The sequence below is a fragment of the Streptomyces sp. NPDC004667 genome (genome assembly GCF_040609475.1).
Taxonomy (GTDB): Bacteria; Actinomycetota; Actinomycetes; order Streptomycetales; family Streptomycetaceae; genus Streptomyces.
This window is the reverse complement of sequence record NZ_JBEXKC010000085.1, coordinates 1-18916: the sequence shown is the minus strand read 5'-3', so window position 1 is coordinate 18916 and position 18916 is coordinate 1. Positions and strand designations below refer to the sequence as shown.

Annotated in this window: 14 protein-coding genes and 1 pseudogene; 9 read left to right on the top strand and 6 right to left on the bottom strand. The window is 74.1% G+C overall.

All coding sequences use genetic code 11. The features are described 5' to 3' along the window. Positions 1-2: 2 nt before the first annotated feature. Positions 3-1583 carry an amidohydrolase gene (locus ABZW32_RS32500; RefSeq protein ID WP_356222964.1) on the bottom strand — a complete coding sequence of 527 codons (1581 nt, stop codon included), beginning with the start codon at positions 1581-1583 and terminating at the stop codon, positions 3-5. Beyond that, entirely contained in the window at positions 1505-3094 is a 1590-nt protein-coding gene (locus ABZW32_RS32495) for an APC family permease (protein ID WP_356222961.1), read from the bottom strand. The genes ABZW32_RS32500 and ABZW32_RS32495 overlap by 79 nt, the downstream gene beginning before the upstream one ends. Before the next feature lie 129 nt (positions 3095-3223). On the opposite strand from ABZW32_RS32495, the gene ABZW32_RS32490 reads away from it, so the two are divergent. Next, positions 3224-3826, top strand: coding sequence for a TetR/AcrR family transcriptional regulator C-terminal domain-containing protein (locus ABZW32_RS32490; protein WP_356222958.1), 603 nt, complete (start codon positions 3224-3226; stop codon positions 3824-3826). A gap of 165 nt (positions 3827-3991) precedes the next feature. After that, positions 3992-4408 carry a hypothetical protein gene (locus tag ABZW32_RS32485; protein ID WP_356222955.1) on the top strand — a complete coding sequence of 139 codons (417 nt, stop codon included), beginning with the start codon at positions 3992-3994 and terminating at the stop codon, positions 4406-4408. Between the two features lie 25 nt (positions 4409-4433). Here the strand turns inward: ABZW32_RS32485 and ABZW32_RS32480 are convergent, their stop codons facing one another. Beyond that, on the bottom strand, positions 4434-7421 hold the full coding sequence (locus tag ABZW32_RS32480; protein WP_356222952.1) for a bifunctional [glutamine synthetase] adenylyltransferase/[glutamine synthetase]-adenylyl-L-tyrosine phosphorylase: 2988 nt from the start codon (positions 7419-7421) through the stop codon (positions 4434-4436). A 208-nt stretch (positions 7422-7629) separates the two neighbouring features. On the opposite strand from ABZW32_RS32480, the gene ABZW32_RS32475 reads away from it, so the two are divergent. From ABZW32_RS32475 to ABZW32_RS32465, 3 genes are all read left to right on the top strand, one after another. Beyond that, entirely contained in the window at positions 7630-9972 is a 2343-nt protein-coding gene (locus ABZW32_RS32475) for a PIG-L family deacetylase (RefSeq protein ID WP_356222949.1), read from the top strand. A gap of 286 nt (positions 9973-10258) precedes the next feature. After that, positions 10259-12343, top strand: coding sequence for a PIG-L family deacetylase (locus ABZW32_RS32470; protein WP_356222946.1), 2085 nt, complete (start codon positions 10259-10261; stop codon positions 12341-12343). 83 nt (positions 12344-12426) lie between these two features. Further along, complete coding sequence (locus ABZW32_RS32465; RefSeq protein WP_356222943.1) at positions 12427-13134, top strand: hypothetical protein; 708 nt, start codon at positions 12427-12429, stop codon at positions 13132-13134. 70 nt (positions 13135-13204) lie between these two features. On the opposite strand, the gene ABZW32_RS32460 is transcribed toward ABZW32_RS32465, so the two are convergent. Continuing rightward, positions 13205-14566 (bottom strand): glutamine synthetase family protein, encoded by a 1362-nt coding sequence (locus ABZW32_RS32460; protein ID WP_266838733.1) that lies wholly within the window; start codon positions 14564-14566, stop codon positions 13205-13207. Between the two features lie 222 nt (positions 14567-14788). On the opposite strand from ABZW32_RS32460, the gene ABZW32_RS32455 reads away from it, so the two are divergent. From ABZW32_RS32455 to ABZW32_RS32445, 3 genes are all read left to right on the top strand, one after another. Beyond that, on the top strand, positions 14789-15136 hold the full coding sequence (locus ABZW32_RS32455; protein WP_356222940.1) for a hypothetical protein: 348 nt from the start codon (positions 14789-14791) through the stop codon (positions 15134-15136). Positions 15137-15206: 70 nt separating this feature from the next. Continuing rightward, positions 15207-15857: a DUF3105 domain-containing protein gene (locus ABZW32_RS32450; RefSeq protein ID WP_356222937.1), complete on the top strand. Its 651-nt coding sequence runs from the start codon at positions 15207-15209 to the stop codon at positions 15855-15857. Continuing rightward, positions 15854-16522: a DUF305 domain-containing protein gene (locus ABZW32_RS32445; RefSeq protein ID WP_356222934.1), complete on the top strand. Its 669-nt coding sequence runs from the start codon at positions 15854-15856 to the stop codon at positions 16520-16522. The genes ABZW32_RS32450 and ABZW32_RS32445 overlap by 4 nt, the downstream gene beginning before the upstream one ends. A gap of 16 nt (positions 16523-16538) precedes the next feature. Here ABZW32_RS32445 and ABZW32_RS32440 read toward each other — a convergent pair whose 3' ends face one another. Both ABZW32_RS32440 and ABZW32_RS32435 read right to left on the bottom strand, forming a co-directional pair. Then, the gene (locus ABZW32_RS32440) at positions 16539-17528 is read right to left on the bottom strand and encodes an alpha/beta hydrolase (protein WP_356222931.1); all 990 of its coding nucleotides are present in this window, start codon (positions 17526-17528) and stop codon (positions 16539-16541) included. Then, complete coding sequence (locus tag ABZW32_RS32435; protein ID WP_356222928.1) at positions 17525-18256, bottom strand: DUF998 domain-containing protein; 732 nt, start codon at positions 18254-18256, stop codon at positions 17525-17527. Before ABZW32_RS32435 ends, ABZW32_RS32440 begins: the two co-directional genes overlap by 4 nt. 272 nt (positions 18257-18528) lie before the next feature. Here ABZW32_RS32435 and ABZW32_RS32430 point away from each other — a divergent pair. Next, positions 18529-18916 (top strand): annotated as a pseudogene (locus tag ABZW32_RS32430) (hypothetical protein); the annotation flags it as partial.

Genomic DNA, 18916 nt, shown 5'->3' with positions numbered 1-18916 from the left:
CCTCAGGGCTCGCCGTGGGTGATCCGGCCGCCCGAGACGGTCAGCCGGATCGGGGCCTGCGCCAGCTCGTCCGGGTCCGCCGTGACCGGGTCGACGGTGAAGGCCGTCAGGTCCGCGCGCAGACCGGGCGCGATCCTGCCCGCCACCGCCTGCTCTCCGGCCGCGAGCGCCGCGTGCGAGGTCATCCCCTCCAGGGCCATCAGCCCGGTCAGGGCCCGTCCGCCGGAGGCCGCGCCGCGGGGGCGCAGGGCCGTGGCGAGGACCTGGCGGGCGTCGTGGTGGGCGATGGGCCAGTCCGAGCCGAGGGCCAGGACGGCTCCCGCGTCGCGCAGGTCCCGGCAGCGCCAGGCCCGTCCGGCGCGTTCGTCACCGAGCCGCTTCGACCACTCGTCGGTGTGGTCGGCCCGGGTGTAGGCGGTGTGCGGGGGCTGCATGGAGGCGATGACCCCGATCTCGGCGAACCGCTCCAGTTGGTCGTCGGGGACCGTCTCGATGTGTTCGATCCGGTGCCGCATGCGCGCCCGGGGCCCCAGGGCGGCGACCGTGTCCAGGACGTGGCGGACGGCCGCGTCTCCGATGGCGTGGGTGGCGGTGCCCACCCCGGCCGCGTCGAGGACCCGTACGGCCCGGGAGTAGGCGTCGGGGTCGGGCCAGAAGGCCTCCGTGCCCTGCCCGTGGCAGTCGGCGTGCGCGAGCCAGGCGGTGCCGCCCTCGACGGTGCCGTCCATGAAGAACTTGACCCCGCCGACCTGCCAGTGGCGTCCCCCCTGGCCCTGGAGGGCGATCAGTTCCGCGAGGGTGTCGTCGTCCGCCCCGGGCATGCACCAGGGGGCCAGGCGCAGCCGCAGCGGGAGGTGGCCCTCGTACTCGACGGTGGAGAGCAGGGCCGGTACGTCCCCGTCGCCGAGGTCCATGACGTGGGCGCCGGTGAGGCCGGTGGCGGCCATGGCGGAGAGCAGTTCCACGAGGCGGGCGCGGCGCTCGGCGGGCCGGGGTTTGGGGGCGAGGGCGCCGACGAGGGACATCGCGGCGTGCTCGACGAGGTGTCCGGTGGGTGCTCCGTCGGCGTCGCAGACGATCTCGGAGCGCTGGGCGAAGGCGCGGGGGCCGGTGATGCCCGCGGCGGCGAGGGCCGGGCCGTTGGCGAGGGCGGAGTGGCCGTCGTAGAGGCGCAGGAAGGCGGGGGCCCCGCCGAGGGAGTCCTCGATGAGGTCCCGGTGGACGGGGCGGCCGCCGAAGGCGTTGTGGTCGAGGCCCCAGCCGAGGACCCAGCCGCCGGTGCGCGGGGCCGCGCGCAGGGCGGCGCGGAGCTGGTCGAGGTCGCGGACGGCGGTGAGGTCGGTGCCGGTGGCCATCTCGATGCCCCAGACGGGGTGGCTGTGGGCGTCGGTGAGGCCGGGGGTGAGGGTGGCGCCGCCGAGGTCGATCACCCGGGTGCCGGGTCCGCGCCAGTCGCGCACGTCGCTCTCGTGGCCGACGGCGAGGACGTGTCCGCCGCCGAGGGCTACCGCGCCGGCCTCGGGGCGGGCGGGGTCGAGGGTGCGGACGCGGGCTCCGGTGAGGACGGTGTCGGCAGCGGGCACGGCTGTGCTCCTTCAAGGGGTTCGGGGTCTTCGGCGAAGCGGGCGTAGACGTCGGGACGGCGGGTGCGCAGGCGCCCGGCGAGGGCGGTTCCGGCGAGGAAGACGGCCGGGACGAGCGCCACGAGGACGGTGTTGACGGTGGTGGAGGCCATCGTGAAGAGGTCGACCTTGGAGATGACGAGGCAGATCGCGACGGTCAGCAGGATGGCGGCGGTGACGGGCGCGACCACGGTCCGCCAGGGGCCCTCGGAGTGGGCGGTGCGGTGGAAGTAGACGGGGACGGCGATGGCGGCCAGCAGCATCAGTGCCATGAGTCCGATCATGCCGGGGGTGTTCACCCACAGCAGGAGCTGCTGGTACGGGTCGGCGCCGGCGAGGGCGAATCCGAGGACGACGACGGCGCCGAGGAGGGTCTGGGCGGCGCCGGCAAGGTACGGGGAGCGGTGGCGGGGGTGGACGCGGCCGAGGGCGGCGGGCAGGACGCCCTCCTCGGCGAGGGCGAGCACGTAGCGGTTGATGGCGTTGTGGAAGGCGAGGAGGGAGGCGATGACGCTGGTGACGATGAAGAGGTGCATCAGGTCGGCCGCCCACGGGCCGACGTAGGTGGTGATGGCGGTGAAGAAGAGGCCGCCGGGGTCCTGGGTGGCGGCGCTCACGACCTCCTCGGCTCCGTAGGCCTGGATGACGGTCCAGACGATGAAGGCGTAGAAGAGGCCGAGGAAGGCGACGGCGATGTAGGTGGCGCGGGGGACGGTGCGGTCGGGGTCGCGGGCCTCGCGGCGGTAGATGACGGTGGACTCGAAGCCGGTGAACGCGGCGAAGGCGAAGGCCAGGACGGCGGCGGTGCCGGGGACGAGGACGGCGCCGGGGGCGAAGGAGCCGAGGGAGAGGCCGTGGGCGCCGCCCTTGACGATGACGCCCGCCGCGAGGAGGACGAGTATCCCGGTCTCGGCGACGAGCAGGACGCCGAGGAGCTTGGCGCCGAAGTCGATGGAGCGGAAGCCGCCGTACCAGATGAGGAGCAGGCCGGCGAGGGAGACGGGCAGCCAGGGGACGTCGAGGCCGGCGAGGGCGTGGGCGGTGTCGGCGGTGGTGGTGCCGAGGAGGCCGTAGACGCCGATCTCCATGCCGTTGTAGCCGACGAGGGCGAGCAGGGCGGCGCCGATGCCGACGTGCTTGCCGAGGCCGCGGGTGATGTACGCGTAGAAGGCGCCGCCGCTGGTGACGTGGCGGCTCATGGTGGTGAAGCCGACGGCGAAGACGGCGAGGGTGAGGCCGGCGAGGAGGTAGCCGGCGGGGGCGCCGATGCCGCCGAGGAGGATGGCGACGGGGGCGACGCCGGCCATGACGGTGAGGGGGGCGGCGGCCGAGACGACGAAGAAGGAGATGTCGGCGGTGCCGAGCGCGGCACCGCGGAGGGCGGGGGCGGCCGGAGCGGGGGTGGCCGGGGCGGAAGCGGCGGGGGTGGCGGCCGGGGCTCTGGCGGCCGGTGGCTCTGGCGTTTCGGGCATGCGGGAGCACCCTTCTGCGAACGGCGGGCGGCGAACGGCGGGGGAACCGGAAACCTAAAGGCTTTCGGTTCGCGGCAATGTAGCCTCCGTTTTTGGCGTACGGGAAGACCTCACGACTGGAGAGAATCGATGGCACGGCCGCGCACCCCCCTGCTCGACCGGGAGCGGATCGCTGCTGCCGCCCTCCAACTGGTGGCGGAGCAGGGGGAGTTCAGCGTTCCGCAGGTGGCACGGGCGCTGGGGGTGCAGACGGCTTCGCTGTATCACCACGTGGACGGACGGGCCGGGGTCGTGGAGTTGATACGGGAACGGGTGTGCGCCGCCATCGACGACGCGGCCCTGGAGGTGGAGCCGTGGGACCGGGCCCTGGAGCGGTGGGCCCGCTCGTACCGGGCCGCCTTCGCCGCCTATCCGCGGGCGATCCCGCTGCTGATGACCACGCCGGTGCGGGCCCCGAAGGTGCTCGCGCAGTACGAGCGGGCCGTGGCGCTGCTGCGCGCGGCCGGGTTCCCCGAGGAGCGGGTGATGCCGCTGCTGACGGGCCTGGAGAACCTGATCCTGGGCTCCGCCCTGGACCTGGCGGCCCCCGAGGCCATGTGGGAGCCGTCGGCGCGGACCCCGCTGCTGGCCTCGGCCCTGGCGGCGGGCGGCCCCCACCGCGCGGACACCGCCTTCGACCTGGCCCTCGCCGCGTTCCTGACGTACGCGCGCACCCTGCTCGCCGACTGCTGAGCCCGGACCGCGGACACGGCGGATGTTCCGTGGCCGGGGACGGAGTTCGGCGTCGCCTCAGGTGGCGCACCGGGCCGAATCCCGCCTCGAGCCGAGTGGCAGGGCCCCACCTGGAGGAGTGAACTGGAAGGGGAGGCGCGCAGAAGGACGTGAAGGAGGAGAGTCATGCGTTACTCGCCACTGCTTGCCCTGGCAGGACTTGCGCTCTCGGCCCCGCTGTACCTCGCGCCGGGCGCTGTCGCGGCGGAACCCCCGTCCGGCCGGGTCTCCATCGTGCCGAACACGGCACTCTGCAGACTGGACGGCACGGTCTGGGACTACGGCACGGGACGTCTTTCCACGAATCAGAACTCCATTGCCTACTGCCAGGGGCTGAGACAGGGCGAAGCCAGCGGGGCGAACGACGGCCGGCAGTGCCTCCAGAAGAACTACCCGTTGTGGTGGCCCAATCCCAGCGATGCGCAGCGCGCCCGGGACCGCGGCTACAAGATCGGATACGACAGGTCCTGGCAACGCGAATGGAACGCCAACTCCTGTCAGAACCAGCCGCAGCCCGAGCCCTACTATCCTCCGGTGCATTAGCCCCTGAAGATCGGCAGCCGGAGCACTACGCCCCGTAGAAGAGCTCGTCCACCACCGCGCGGGCGCGCCGCGTGGTGCGGCGGTAGTCGTCGAGCATCTCGCCGACCCTGCCCTCCGGGTAGCCGAGGTAGCGGCCGACCGCCGCCAGTTCGCGGGCGTCGGCGGGGAAGGTGTCCCCGGCCCGGCCGCGGACCAGCATGACGGCGTTGCGGACCCGGGTGGCGAGCACCCAGGCCTCGTCGAGGATCTGCGCCTCCTCGGTCGGGATCAGCCCGGCGGCGTGGGCGGCGGCCAGGGCCTGGCGGGTGCGGGTGGTGCGCAGGCCCGGTTCGGCCCAGGCGTGCCGCATCTGGATCAGCTGGACGGTCCACTCGACGTCGCTGAGGCCGCCGCGGCCGAGTTTGGTGTGCAGGGTCGGGTCGGCGCCGCGCGGCAGCCGTTCCGATTCCATCCGGGCCTTGAGCCGGCGGATCTCGCGCACGGCGTCCTCGCCGAGGCCCTCGACGGGGTAGCGCAGGGGGTCGATCAGCTCGATGAAGCGACGGCCGAGGTCGTCGTCGCCCGCGACCGGCTCGGCGCGCAGCAGGGCCTGGCTCTCCCAGGTCATGGACCAGCGGCGGTAGTAGGCCGCGTACGAGGACAGGGTGCGCACGAGGGGCCCCGAGCGGCCCTCGGGGCGCAGGTCGGCGTCGATGAGCAGCGGCGGGTCCGCGGTGGGGAGCTGCAGGAGGCGGCGCATCTCGGCGATGACGGTCTGGGCGGCCTTGGCGGCTTCCTGTTCGTCGACGCCCTCGCGGGGTTCGTGGACGAACAGGACGTCGGCGTCGGAGCCGTAGCCGAGTTCGTGTCCGCCGAAGCGGCCGACGCCGATGACGGCGAAGCGGGTGGGGAGGGTCTCGCCCCACTGGTCGCGGACGGCGGCGCGCAGGGCGCCGGCGACGGTGGCGGCGGTGAGGTCCGAGACGGCGTCGCCGACCCGGTCGACGAGGGCTCCGGGGTCCTCCTCGGCGGGGCTGTCCTCGGTGCCGTAGGAGGCGATGATGTCGGCGGCGGTGGTGCGGAAGAGTTCGCGGCGGCGTACCCCGCGGGCGGCGGTGACGGCGGCCTCGCCGCTTTCGGCGCGGCCGACGGCGGCGAGCACCTCCTGTTCGAGGGCCTCGTGGGTCCGCGGTTCCAGGCCTCCGGCGTCGCCGAGCAGGGCGACGGCCTCGGGGGCGCGCATGAGGAGGTCGGGGGCGAGGCGTCCGGCGGACAGGACGCGGGCCAGGTTCTCGGCGGCGGCGCCCTCGTCGCGCAGCAGGCGCAGGTACCAGGGGGTCTTGCCGAGGGCGTCGGAGACCTTGCGGAAGTTGAGCAGCCCGGCGTCCGGGTCGGCGGAGTCTGCGAACCAGCCGAGCATGACGGGCAGCAGGGTGCGCTGGATGGCGGCCTTGCGGCTGACGCCGGAGGCGAGGGCTTCGAGGTGGCGCAGGGCGGAGGCCGGGTCGGCGTAGCCGAGGGCTTCGAGGCGCTGGCCGGCGGCGCGGGGGGAGAGCCTGGTCTCGCCGGGGGCGAGCTGGGCGACGGCGTCGAGCAGGGGCCGGTAGAAGAGCTTCTCGTGGAGGCGGCGGACGGCGGAGGCGTGCCGGCGCCAGGCCTTGTTGAGTTCGGCGACGGGTTCGGTGCGCAGGCCGAGGGAGCGGCCCAGGCGGCGCAGGTCGGCCTCGTCCTCGGGGACGAGGTGGGTGCGGCGCAGCCGGTAGAGCTGGATGCGGTGTTCCATGGAGCGCAGGAACCGGTACGCGTCGTTGAGCTGGGCGGCGTCGGCGCGGCCGACGTAGCCGCCGGCGGCCAGGGCGTGGAGGGCGTCGAGGGTGGTGCCGGAGTGCAGGGTGGCGTCGCTGCGGCCGTGCACGAGCTGGAGCAGCTGGACGGCGAACTCGACGTCGCGCAGCCCGCCGGGGCCGAGTTTGAGTTCCCGGTCGATCTGGGCGGCCGGGATGTTGTCGACGACGCGGCGGCGCATCTTCTGGACGTCGGCGACGAAGTTCTCGCGTTCGGCGGCCTGCCAGACCAGGGGCGTTATGGCCGAGATGTACTCGGCGCCGAGCGCCTCGTCGCCGGCGACGGCGCGGGCTTTGAGCAGGGCCTGGAACTCCCAGGTCTTGGCCCAGCGCTGGTAGTAGGCGAGGTGTGAGGAGAGGGTGCGGACCAGGGGGCCGTTGCGGCCCTCGGGGCGGAGGTTGGCGTCGACGGGCCAGATGGTGCCCTCGACGGTGGTCTCGGAGCAGATCCGCATGAGGTGGGAGGCGAGGCGGGTGGCGGCCTGGATGCCCTTGCCCTCGTCGGTGCCGTTGGCGGCCTCTCCGACGAAGATCACGTCGACGTCGGAGACGTAGTTGAGTTCGTTGCCGCCGCACTTGCCCATGGCGATGACGGCGAGCCGGCACTGGCGCGCGTCCTCGGGGGCGGCGGCCGTGGCGATGCGCAGGGCGGCGCGCAGGGTGGCGGTGGCGAGGTCGGCGAGTTCGGCGGCGGCCTGGGCGACATCGGTGGTGCCGCAGACGTCGCGGGCGGCGATGGACAGCAGGCAGCGGCGGTAGGCGACGCGCAGTGCGACGGGGTCGTGGGCGTCGGCGAGGCCCTGCTCGAACTCGGCGAGGCCGGGGTGCAGGTCGGCGGCCTCGTAGGTGACCAGGGCCTGCCAGTCGCGGGGGTGGCGGGCGAGGTGGTCGGCGAGGGCCTCGGAGGCGCCGAGGACGCCGAGGAGGCGGTCGCGCAGGGGTTTGGCGCTGACCAGGGTGTCGAGGAGCACGGGCAGCTGATCGGCGGGCTGGGCCTCGGCGAGCCGGACGAGGCCGAGGAGGGCGAGGTCGGGGTCGGCGGTGGCGCCGAGGGCGTCGAGGAGCACCGGGTCGGTGCGTACGGCGGCCAGCGCGTCGTCGTCGAGGAGCCGGGCCGCGGCGGACGGGTCGGTGAACCCGCTGCGCAGCAGTCGGATGAAGGTGCTGCTCCTGCGTCCCGGGACTGTCATCCCGCCGCCTCCCGAGTGCGTCGCCGCCGGTGGTCGGCCGGCGCTGCCGGTGCTGGTGGCCGGCCTGGGGCGAGCCTAGCCGGAGCAGGCGTTCGACTCACCGGCGTGTCGTGGCGAATATCATGAGGCGGATTATCAGATTTTCTGGTTACTTATAGATCTATGCGTCAGGGGCCCGGTCCCCGTCCGACCGGTTGCGAGGAGCCCCATGTCCGAAGGACGTCCGTTCTCCGCCCCGACGCCGCCTTCCGTCCCGGCCCCGCGCCGGCCCGCCGCGCCCGTCCCCCAGTCGCCCTCGACCGCGACGGCACCGCGCCGCGAACCGGAAGCGACCGCCGCATCCTCCGACGCGTACGGACCCCGCGGCGGTTCCGGCCGTCCCGAGGTACCCCGCCAGGCCACCGGGCCGGGCCCGTCCGCGTACCCGCACCTCTCCGGGCGGCCCGCCCACCACCGGCCCGCGCACCCCGCGCTCCACCGGGCCCGGATCGTCAAGGCCGTGGCCGCCTGCGCGGCCGCCGCGGCCGTCGGCATGCTCGCCCTCCGCGGCAACGAGGCCTACGCCGCGCTCGACGCGCCCACCGGTGCCGACTCCCGGCTGACCACGGCCACCACGGCCGGCACCCCCGACCCGGGCCGGGTGCTGCAGATCGTCGCGCACCCCGACGACGACCTGTACTTCATGAACCCGGACCTGCGGTACTCCATAGCCGCCGACCACCCCGTGACCTCCGTCTACCTCACCTCCGGCGAGGCCGACGGCATCAACGCGGGCGCCGCCAAGCAGGCCTCCACCGTGCCCAACAAGCCCGCCTACGCCGAGGCCCGGCAGAACGGCATCCGCGCCGCCTACGCCAAGATGGCCACCGGCGACCGCAGCAGCCCCTGGAAGCGCACCGTCGTCGCCACCAAGGGCGGCGGCCACGCCGAGGTCGACGTCCTGGAGGCCAAGCCCGAGGTCAGCCTCGTCTGGCTGCAGATGCGCGAGGCGGGAAACGTCTACGGCGACGCCCCCGACAGCCTCCACGGCCTGTGGGACGGCCGGGTCCCGCACCTGGAGTCGATGCTCGCCTCCGGCACCCCGGTCAAGCAGCGGTTCACGTACACGAAGGAGCAGGTCGTCCGGACGATCGAGGGCGTCCTGGAGACCTACCGGCCGACGACGATCCGGATGCAGGACCCGACCCCCGGCCGCTTCCCGGACACCAAGCGGTACACCGACCACCAGGACCACTTCTACGGCGCCCGGTTCGTGCAGATGGCCGCCGAGGCCTACGCCCGCGAGGTCAAGGACCGCCCGCACTTCGCCGTGCAGAACTACGTCGGCTACTTCAACAGCTCCCTCCCCGTCGCCCTGGACCCCGGCGAGGCCAAGGAGAAGCTGGACATCCTGGACACCTACGCCTGGCTCGACCGGCAGAACCACTGCGGCAGCGAGGCCGGCTGCGGTGACCTCAAGGTCGCCGACCACCCCTCCGGCAACCGCTGGACGGACTCCATCAACTACGCCCGCGACACCAGCACCTCCTGGCTGGCCTCCGACCGGGACCACGGCCTGTGGGCCTTCAAGGTGCTCGACGGCCAGGTCGCCCTCTGGCACCGCACCGGCCTGATCGGCAGCTGGAGCGGCCCCCGCCTGCTCCCGGGCACCGGCATGGACCAGGGGATCTCCACCGTCACCCTGCCGGACGGCCGGATAGCCGCCTTCGGCACCCGCACCACCATCGGCCCCCGGCCCGCCGACTACCGGCGCGAGGTCGTCTACGCCGTCCAGCGGGACCCCGGCTCCGAGGAGTTCGGGGAGTGGCAGTCCCTCGGCACCCCCGAGGCCACCGACGACACCTGGACCTCCGACATCAGCGCCCCCGCCGTGTCCGTCGACGGCACCGGACTCGCGGCCGTCTACGTCCGCGACGGCGCCTCCGGTCTGCGGGGCCGCGCGCAGCGGGCCGACGGGAGCTGGGGCCCGTGGGAGAACCACGGCGGGAGCGACCTGCACGGCACCCCGGCCACCGCCACCGACGGGGCCGGGCGGCGGATGGTGTTCGCCGCCACCACCAAGACGGTGATCGGCTGGACGCAGCCGGAGCCGGGCGCACCGCTCGGCCCGGCCACCCACACCGGGCTGCCCGACACCACGCTCCCGCTGACGGCCGAGGCCCGCGAGGGCGGGGTACGGCTGTGGTTCCGCAAGCCCGGCTCCGGCAACGTCCGCACCGCCCTGATGACGGGCGAGGGCGGCCTGAAGGTCAACAACCTCACCGACCTCGGCGGTCTCCAGGGCTTCGGTTCGGTGACGGCGAGCGGGCACGTGCTGGCCGGCCGCACGGCGGGCGGGCGCCTCGGCTCCGACGTGGGCATCGGGCAGCCGTGGCAGCGCTCGCCGCTGATGTTCGCCGGCGCGCCGTCCAGCACGATGACCGGGAAGAACATCGTCAGCCTGGCGGTGATCGGGCTCGACGCGCGCCTCTACGTCACCTCGTCGGCGGACGAGGCCGACGCGTACCTGGCGCCGTGGCAGCCGGTGGGCCCGCGCAACACGGCCCCGTAGAAGACCACCCGGAGACACTCGCGAGACATTCGGAACATAAGCCTCATATCGCCTCCAACACCCCACTCCGGGGTGTTGTTTGCGTTCCGGGCCCGCCAACCGCGTCCACGATCCGGGCACTTGCGCGCACCCGCACCCGCACCCGCACCGTGCACCATCACAACCGGTCATTTCCGGAAAGCACGCGTCATCGGCGATATCGGTGAACCAACTCCCCCGTTTTGGCCTCTCACTGACTGCACAGCGGTTCTTCCTGCCCGTCCGGAACGACCTCGAGGCGTGACCGATGCCCGTATCCCGCCGCCGCTTCCTCCTCGCGGCCGTGGTGCCCATGCTCACCGTGGGCGCCTCCGGCGCGCTCTCCATCGCGACCGGCCGCCAGACCTCGGCCGAGGCCACCCAGAACGACGGGCCCGGCCGGGCCCCGGTCCTCCCCGCCAGCACCACCTCCGGCACGGTGGTCCAGATCGTCGCGCACCCCGACGACGACCTGTTCTTCATGAACCCCGACCTCAGCCGGTCCCTCCTCGCCGGCCTCCCGCTCACCACCGTCTACCTCACCTCCGGCGAGGCCGACGGCCGCAACGAGGCGCACGGCGGCCAGGCCAAGGACCCCGAGCAGCCCGCCGACCGCCCGCGCTACGCGGAGGCCCGGCAGAACGGCATCCGCTCGGCGTACGCCCAGATGGCCACCGGGGACCGCACGAGCGCGTGGACCCGTACGGTCATACCGACCGCGGGCGGCGGACAGGCGGAACTGGACGTCCTCGTCGCCCGGCCCCGCGTCAACCTCGTCTGGCTGCAGCTGCGCGAGGCCCGCAGCCCGGCCGGCGACAACCCCGACAGCCTGCGCGGCCTGTGGAACGGCCGGATACCGGCGCTCGGCGCCCAGCTCACCACCGGCACCCCGGTCCGGCAGTCGTTCACGTACACCAAGGACCAGGTCGTCGACTCGATAGCCGGGATCCTGGAGCGGTACCGGCCGACGACGATACGCATGCAGGACCCCACGCCGAACCGGTACGCCGACACCGGCAAGTACACCGACCACCAGGACCACATGTACGGCGCCCGCTTCGTGCAGGCGGCCACGGCCGCCTACGCCGAGCGCGTCACGGACCGGCCGCGCTTCACCGTCCAGAACTACCTCGGCTACCACAACGGCACCCTCCCCCACGCCCTGGACCCGCAGACCGCCGAAGCCAAGGTCGGCTTCCTGAAGACGTACGCCTGGCAGGACCGCACCGACTACTGCGGCAGCCCCTCGGGGTGCGGGGACCGCAAGGTGGCGGGCAGCCCCACCGGCCGCAACTGGGCCCAGTCGCTGCGCTACGCCCGCGCCGACACCACCTCCTGGCTCGTCGAGGGCACCCCGGGCCGCCTGTGGGCCTTCGCCGTGCTCGACGGGCGGATGGCGCTCTGGTCCCGGGACCCGGCCGGGGCCTGGACCGGGCCCGCGCTGCTGCCGGGCGGCGGCATCGACCCCGGTGCCGCCGCCGCCCGCCTCCCCGACGGCCGCATCACCGTCCTCGCCACCCGCACCACCCTCGGACCCCGGCCGGCCGACTACCGGCGCGAGGTCGTCCACGCCGTCCAGTCCGCGCCCGACGGCCCCTTCGGCCCCTGGCAGTCCCTCGGCACCCCCGAGCCGGGCGACGAGCCCGGCACCTCCGCCATCAGCGCCCCCGCGGCCGTCGCCGACGCCGGGGGCCGCCTCACCGTCTACCTCCGCGACACCCGCCGCACCCTGCGCGCCCGGGTCCAGCAGCCGTCGGGCGCCTTCGGCGACTGGGAGCAGCTGGGCGGGGAGGACCTGCAGAGCGACCCCGTGACCGTCACCGACGCGGCCGGGCGGCGCCACGTCTACGCCGCCACCACCAAGTCGGTCCTCGCCTGGACCCAGCCCTCCCCCGGAGCCCCGCTCAGCGGGCCCCACCCCACTGCCCTGCCCGCCACCACCGTGCCCCTGTCGGCGGCCCGCGACGGCGCGGGCGTCCGCCTCTACTTCCGCCGCCCCGACTCCGGGGTGGTACGGACCGCCCTGGTCACGGCCGGTCCGGGCGCCCCCCAGGTCACGGGCCTCGGCGAATCCGGCGGCCGGGCCGGCTACGGGGCGGTCGCCGCCGCGGGCCGCGTCCTGACGGGCCGCGCCGACACCGGTACGGTCGCCACCGCGGCCCTCGGCGGGCCGCCCGCCTGGACCGAGTCCCGGATGCTGTACGCGGGCGCCCCCACGGCCGTCCTCGGCCCCGCCGGCACCACCACGACCGCCGTCCTGGGCCTGGACGCCCTGCTCCACACGGCGACCACCCGCCCGGCCGCACCCCCCGCGACCTGGCATCCGGCCGTCGCCCCGGCCCCGCCGGCCTGACCTCCCGGCGGGCAGGTGCGCCGATCCTGCCCGCCGATATCCTGAAGGAGCATCGGGGGCTTCTCCGCACGGAGGACAACACGATGAACCGGCACCGCCTCCTCACGCTCCTGGCCGCCCCGCTCCTCGCAGCCCCGGCCGTCACCCCCGCCTTCGCCGCCCCGGCGCCCGCCGCGCCCGCAGCCGCGCCCGCAGCCGCGTCCTGCGAACTGGTCGCGACCGGGGAGGGCGGCGACACCTCGTACACCCTCGTCCTGGAGGGCTTCGACCCGGGCCGGTCCGTCACCGTCAACGGCCCGCGCGGCAGCCGGCACGTCCAGATCGGCGCCGAGGGCTCCCTCCAGCAGGACAACGCCCGCTACGGCAGGTACAGCGTCGCCTTCAAGGGCAACCGCATCGACTGCCTGACCCCGCCCCGGCAGAAGCCGGACCGCGGCGGCGGCAAACAGGGCAAGGTGCAGGTCACCAAGGTGGAGATCACCACCCTCAGCAAGTCGGGCACCGCGGTCGACTGCTCCAAGCCGAACAGGGCCGAGTTCGACGGCAGGATCAGCGGCACGGGCAAGGGCGACGTCCCCTACTTCTGGACCTTCGCCTCCAGCTCGGACCCCATCGAAACGGGCAAGGCCCACTTCGACCCCGGCATCCAGAGCGTCTCCCTCTTCAAGGCGGTCGACCTCCCGCCGACGGTGAACGGCGACCCCCAGAGCGGCTTCGTCACCCTCCACGTCCCCTCCGCGAACCTGACGGCCCGCAGCGACCAGGTCACCTTCACCTGCGCGAAGCCCTGACCCACCCACCCCGAACACGCCTCCGGGCCGCCGGTCGAAGACCGACGGCCCGGAGGCGTGGAACGGGGCCCTACAGGACGGGCAGGTTCTTGCGGAGCTCGAAGGCGGTGACCTCGCTCCGGTACTCCTCCCACTCCTGCTTCTTGTTGCGCAGGAAGAAGTCGAAGACGTGTTCGCCCAGGGTCTCGGCGACCAGTTCGCTGCGTTCCATCAGGGAGATGGCCTCGCCGAGGTTCTGCGGGAGGGGTTCGATGCCCATGGCGCGGCGTTCGGCGTCGGAGAGGGCCCAGACGTCGTCGTCGGCGCCCGCCGGGAGTTCGTAGCCCTCCTCGATGCCCTTGAGGCCCGCCGCGAGGAGGACCGCGTAGGTGAGGTACGGGTTGGCGCCCGAGTCGATCGAGCGGACCTCGACCCGGGAGGAACCCGTCTTGCCCGGCTTGTACATCGGGACCCGAATCAGTGCCGAGCGGTTGTTGTGGCCCCAGCAGATGTACGAGGGGGCCTCGCCGCCGGAGCCGGCCGTGCGGGAGGAGCCGCCCCAGATGCGCTTGTAGGAGTTGACCCACTGGTTGGTGACCGCCGCAGTCTCCGCGGCGTGCTTCAGGAGGCCCGCGATGAAGGAGCGGCCGACCTTGGAGAGCTGGTACTCGGCACCCGACTCGTAGAACGCGTTGCGGTCGCCCTCGAAGAGGGACAGGTGGGTGTGCATGCCCGAGCCCGGGTACTCCGAGAAGGGCTTGGGCATGAAGGTGGCCTGGACGCCCTGTTCGAGGGCGACCTGCTTCATGACCAGGCGGAACGTCATGATGTTGTCGGCCGTGGAGAGGGCGTCGGCGTAGCGGAGGTCGATCTCCTGCTGGCCGGGGGCGCCCTCGTGGTGGCTGAACTCCACCGAGATGCCCATGGATTCGAGCATGGTGATCGCCTGGCGGCGGAAGTCCATGCCGACGTTCTGCGGAGTGTGGTCGAAGTAGCCGGAGTTGTCCGCCGGCACCGGGCGGGAGCCGTCCAGCGGCTTGTCCTTCAGCAGGAAGAACTCGATCTCCGGGTGGGTGTAGAAGGTGAAGCCCAGGTCGGAGGTCTTGGCCAGGATGCGCTTGAGGACGAAGCGCGGGTCCGCGAAGGACGGGGAGCCGTCCGGCATCAGGATGTCGCAGAACATCCGGGCGGTCCCGGGGGCCTCGGCGCGCCACGGCAGTATCTGGAAGGTGCTCGGGTCCGGCTTGGCGATCATGTCGGATTCGTAGACCCGGGCGAAGCCCTCGATCGCCGAGCCGTCGAAGCCGATGCCCTCGTCGAAGGCCTGCTCCAGCTCGGCCGGGGCGACGGCGACGGACTTGAGGAAGCCGAGCACGTCGGTGAACCACAGGCGCACGAAGCGGATGTCCCGCTCCTCCAGCGTCCGGAGGACGAATTCCTGCTGCTTGTCCATGCCTTCATCCTCGCAGTTCAGACGATCCGTGCACCACCGCCCCGAAGGACCGGGGGGCGCACAGTCGGGCCCGCCCAGTATCGCCATTGGTGGTTTCCGCCACATTACGCACCCCCGAAAGCCGATGACACCCCCGCACTGACCACCGAGCCGTCATGAGCATTACCATCTGCGCCCATGGGGGGCTGGGAGCACACGCGGAGCGGGAGCCACGGGCGACCCGTGCGCCGGGCTGCCCTCCTGCTGTTGATCTCCTTCGGCGTGGCCGCCTGCGTGGCCTTCCTGTGCGCACGGCCCGCCGCCGCGCACCCGCCGCACCCGGGCGGCTCCGGGGCGCACGCCGCGCACGCCGAGCACGCCGCCTGCGTGTCCCCGTACGACCTGCCGGGCTGCTCCCCGCTGGCCCACGTGACCCCGGCCGTGCTGCCCGCCCCGCCGCCCGCCGTGGCCCTGCCGCAGGCCCGGGTGGCGCCCGCCGTCCGCCCGGCCGCCGCGGCCGGGCCGGTACGGCCGGACGGCACCCTGGCGCGCGCGCCCGACCCGTACTCCCTGCAAGTGCTGCGGACGTGAGCGCCGCGGCGCCCCGGGCGCACCCACGGCTCCACCACGACACCCCCCTCAGCAGAAGGAACCAGGGCACATGGCCAGCAGGACGTCGGACAACACCTCCCGCCAGAACCGCATAGCCGAGATGCGGCGCGCCGAGAAAGCACGCGACCGGCGCAACAAGTTCCTCGCCATCGGCATCTCCACGGTGATCGTCGCCGGACTCGTCGGCTTCGGGTCGTGGCTGCTGATCGAGCAGAAGCAGAAGGACAAGGACGCGGCCGCCGCGCGCAAGGCACCCGTGAGCGGCGAGCGCGAGTGGGACGTCAAGAAGCTCGGCCGCAACCACGTCGAGACCCCGGTCAAGTACGAGATGAACCCGCCGGTCGGCGGTGACCACAACCCCCGCTGGATGAACTGCAACGGCGACGTCTACAAGAACCCGATCCCCGAGGTCAACGCCGTGCACTCGCTGGAGCACGGCGCGGTGTGGGTGACGTACAACGAGAAGGCCGCCGCGGGCGACGTCGAGGCGCTCGCCGGGAAGGTGGGCAAGACCCCGTACACGCTGATGAGCCCGGACAAGGAGCAGGCCGGGACGATCATGCTGAGCGCGTGGGGCAAGCAGCTGACGGTGGACAAGGCCGACGACCCCCGTGTGGCGCAGTTCTTCACCAAGTACGTGCAGGGCCCGCAGACGCCCGAGCCGGGCGCCGCCTGCACCAACGGGCTGGCCGACAAGTGACCCGTACGTACTGGGCCGCGGGCGCGGCCGTGGTCCTCGCGGTGCTGTTCGCGGTGGGGGCCACGGTCGCCACCGCGAACGGCGGCTCGGGGGGTTCCCCCGCCCCCTCCTCGACTCCGGCGCTCTACTCCCCGGACGCCGGTTTCGCCCGGGACATGGCGGTGCACCACCAGCAGGCGGTGGAGATGTCCTTCATCGTCCGCGACCGCACCCAGGACGAGCCGGTGCGCAGTCTCGCCTACGACATCGCCAACACCCAGGCCAACCAGCGCGGCATGCTGCTGGGCTGGCTGGACCTGTGGGGGCTGCCGAAGGTGCTGGCCGACGAGCCGCCGATGTCCTGGATGTCCGCCTCCGAAGAGGGGGGCGAGCACGCGGGCCACATGGGGCACGCGGCCAAGCCCGGGGCGCTGATGCCCGGCATGGCGACCAAGGAGGAGCTGGACCGGCTCGGCGCGGCGAACGGCCGGGACGCGGAGGTGCTCTACCTCCAGCTGATGACCGACCACCACAAGGGAGGCGTCGCGATGGCCCAGGGCTGCGCGGCGCAGTGCCGGACGCCCGCCGAGCGGGCGCTGGCCCAGGGCATGGTCGCGGCTCAGCAGTCGGAGCTCACCCTGATGGCGGACATGCTCAAGCAGCGCGGGGCGGCCCCGCGCGGGTGAACGGCGTACGCGCGGGTCAGTCCGCGGGGTCCGGCGGGGTCGGCCGGTCCGCCGGGTCCGCCGGGTCCGCCGCGTGCTGGAGCGTCCGGGCCACGTGGTCCGGGCGGTCCAGCATGACCAGGTGGCCCGAGGGCTGCGCCACCTCGAAGCGGGCGCCGATCCGGTCGGCGAGGTCCGCCTGGCGGGCGAGCCAGCGCAGGGCCGCGCGGCCGGTGGTGCCGTCGTGGCCGGCGAGGACGGTGGCGGGCGCGGCCAGCGGGTGGTCCGCGCGCAGGGCGAGCAGCTCGGCGGCGGTGTCGGGGTAGCGGGCGTTCTCCAGCAGCGCGCCCCGCCAGACGCGGCCGGTGCGGTAGCAGCGGCGTACGAGGTCCCGCGCGGCCGGGTCCGCGGCCCCGCCCGCACGTCCGGCCCGTACGACGCCGCGCCGGACCGCGGGTCCCAGGGCGGCCGGGATCCCGGCGGCGGTCACGGCCCGGCCGAGGGCGCGGGCGGCGCCGGTGCGCCAGGCCGCGGGCAGCCTCGTACGGGGGCTCTCCTCGACGCTGGAGTCGACGAGGACCAGCGCGGCGGTACGGCCGGGGTGCAGGCGGGCGAAGGCCTCGGCGTGGAACCCGGCGAGGGAGTGCCCGGCGACGGTGACGGGGCCGGTCAGACCGAGCGCGTCCAGCAGGGCGGCGATCCGGTGTGCCTCGTCGGCGGCGCCCGCGGGTCCGGGCGCGGGGGCGCTGAGCCCGTGGCCGGGGCGGTCGAAGCGGACCACGGTGCGGCCCCGGGCGGCGAGCAGCGCGGCGACGGGGTCCCAGTCGAACCAGGCCAGGGCGAGCCCGGCACTGAGCACCACGACGGGTCCGCGGCCCTCGACGACCACGTGCAGGGGGATCCCGTCGACCCGGACGAAGGTGCCGGGGGCCGTCCCGGCGCCGGTGGCCGTTCCCGTCCCGGTGGCCGTCCCGGTACCGGGGGCCGTCCCCGTGGCCGTCCCGGGCTCCTGCGGTCCTCGCGTCATGTCCGGCCCTCGCGGTGCACGGAGTGGGCCAGCACACCGAGCCAGATCGCCACCAGCAGCACCTGGAGCCGCTGGCCCGCGCCGAGCGCCCACGTGCCGTGCCCGGCGGTGAACAGGGCGATGGCGGTCAGGGTCCAGACGGTGGCGAGGAGTTCCAGGGCGACGAGGGCGGGGCCGAAGCGGGCGAGCGGCGCGAGGCGGCCGTAACGACGGGCGGCGAGGGTGAGGGCCACTATCCCGACGAGGGCGCCGGTCATGGCGAGGCTGCTGCTGATGGCGTGCGCCTGGTGGGTGGCCGGGACGAGACCGGCGGTCTCACGGGCCGCGCACACGGGATCGACGGTCGGCTGGCAGCTCAGCGGCAGCCAGGCGTCGGCCGCGGTGGCGGCGCCGAAGAGGGTGACGCCCGCCCAGCCGGCGACGGCCCAGGGACCGCGGGACTCGGGGTGCCGCGGCAGGCGCGCCAGGGCGAGGAGGCCGCCGAGGAAGGCGAGGAGGCCGGCGGTGAAGTCGGTGGCCCGGAAGAGGCCGCCGAGCGGCTGGTCCTGGGCGGCGAGCTCGCTGACGTACGTCTCGATGGGGTTGACGCCGGTGGAGAGGACGACTTCGAGCACCCAGGCCGTGTAGGCGGCGGCGCCGAGTCCGATGAGGACGGCGACGGCCTGGGCGCCGCCTCCGCCGGTGCCTTTGCCTCGACCGGCAGTTCCGGCACCTTTGGGGGCATTCATGCGCATAGTGTGAGTGATCCTCGGCAGATCCGGGGTGGACGCGGGGACTCCTCGCGGGACCGCCGGACTCCCCGCCCGGGAAACGTGCCGGGGCACGGGAGCGTTCCCCGGGCGCCGGGCCCCATCGCGGCGGCCCGGTCGATTTCCCCCGGGGCCGGGGCCGGACGGGGTATCCGGTTGGAGGCGGGCGGAGCGCGTGGCAGGCTGACGCAGGCCCCTGTACGCCGTACACCGCACGCCGCACACCGCACTTACGAGGGACTCCGCCAGGCATGAGCACGCCCCCGAACCCGCCCGCCAGCCCGACCGAGCCCGAGGGAACGCCGATACCGCCGCCGGGGCCGTCCCTGGCGAAGTCCCCGGCTCCGGCGACGCCCGGGACGACCCCGGCTCCGGCGACGCCCGGGACGACCCCGGCACCCGAGGCGACCGAGCCGCCCCCGGAGGAGGCCCCGGCCACCCCGGAGACCCCCGCGCCCTCCCTGGAGAAGGCTCCGGCCACCCCCGAAACCCCCACGCCCTCCCTGGAAAAGACCCCCGCCACCCCCGAAGCGGCCAAGCCCTCCCTGGAGAAGGCGTCCCCCGCCCCCGCGGCTGCGGCCCCGCCGGCGCAGCCCGCCCCGCCGCTGACCCCGCCCCCCGCCGCGCCCCCGGCCGGGC

Bases quoted from the DNA above. Each gene is read 5' to 3' on its own strand.
- ABZW32_RS32495 (WP_356222961.1), bottom strand. From the start codon at position 3,094: ATGCCCGAAACGCCAGAGCCACCGGCCGCCAGAGCCCCGGCCGCCACC.
- ABZW32_RS32490 (WP_356222958.1), top strand. From the start codon at position 3,224: ATGGCACGGCCGCGCACCCCCCTGCTCGACCGGGAGCGGATCGCTGCT.
- ABZW32_RS32485 (WP_356222955.1), top strand. From the start codon at position 3,992: ATGCGTTACTCGCCACTGCTTGCCCTGGCAGGACTTGCGCTCTCGGCC.
- ABZW32_RS32480 (WP_356222952.1), bottom strand. From the start codon at position 7,421: ATGACAGTCCCGGGACGCAGGAGCAGCACCTTCATCCGACTGCTGCGC.
- ABZW32_RS32475 (WP_356222949.1), top strand. From the start codon at position 7,630: ATGTCCGAAGGACGTCCGTTCTCCGCCCCGACGCCGCCTTCCGTCCCG.
- ABZW32_RS32470 (WP_356222946.1), top strand. From the start codon at position 10,259: ATGCCCGTATCCCGCCGCCGCTTCCTCCTCGCGGCCGTGGTGCCCATG.
- ABZW32_RS32465 (WP_356222943.1), top strand. From the start codon at position 12,427: ATGAACCGGCACCGCCTCCTCACGCTCCTGGCCGCCCCGCTCCTCGCA.
- ABZW32_RS32460 (WP_266838733.1), bottom strand. From the start codon at position 14,566: ATGGACAAGCAGCAGGAATTCGTCCTCCGGACGCTGGAGGAGCGGGAC.
- ABZW32_RS32450 (WP_356222937.1), top strand. From the start codon at position 15,207: ATGGCCAGCAGGACGTCGGACAACACCTCCCGCCAGAACCGCATAGCC.
- ABZW32_RS32440 (WP_356222931.1), bottom strand. From the start codon at position 17,528: ATGACGCGAGGACCGCAGGAGCCCGGGACGGCCACGGGGACGGCCCCC.
- ABZW32_RS32435 (WP_356222928.1), bottom strand. From the start codon at position 18,256: ATGAATGCCCCCAAAGGTGCCGGAACTGCCGGTCGAGGCAAAGGCACC.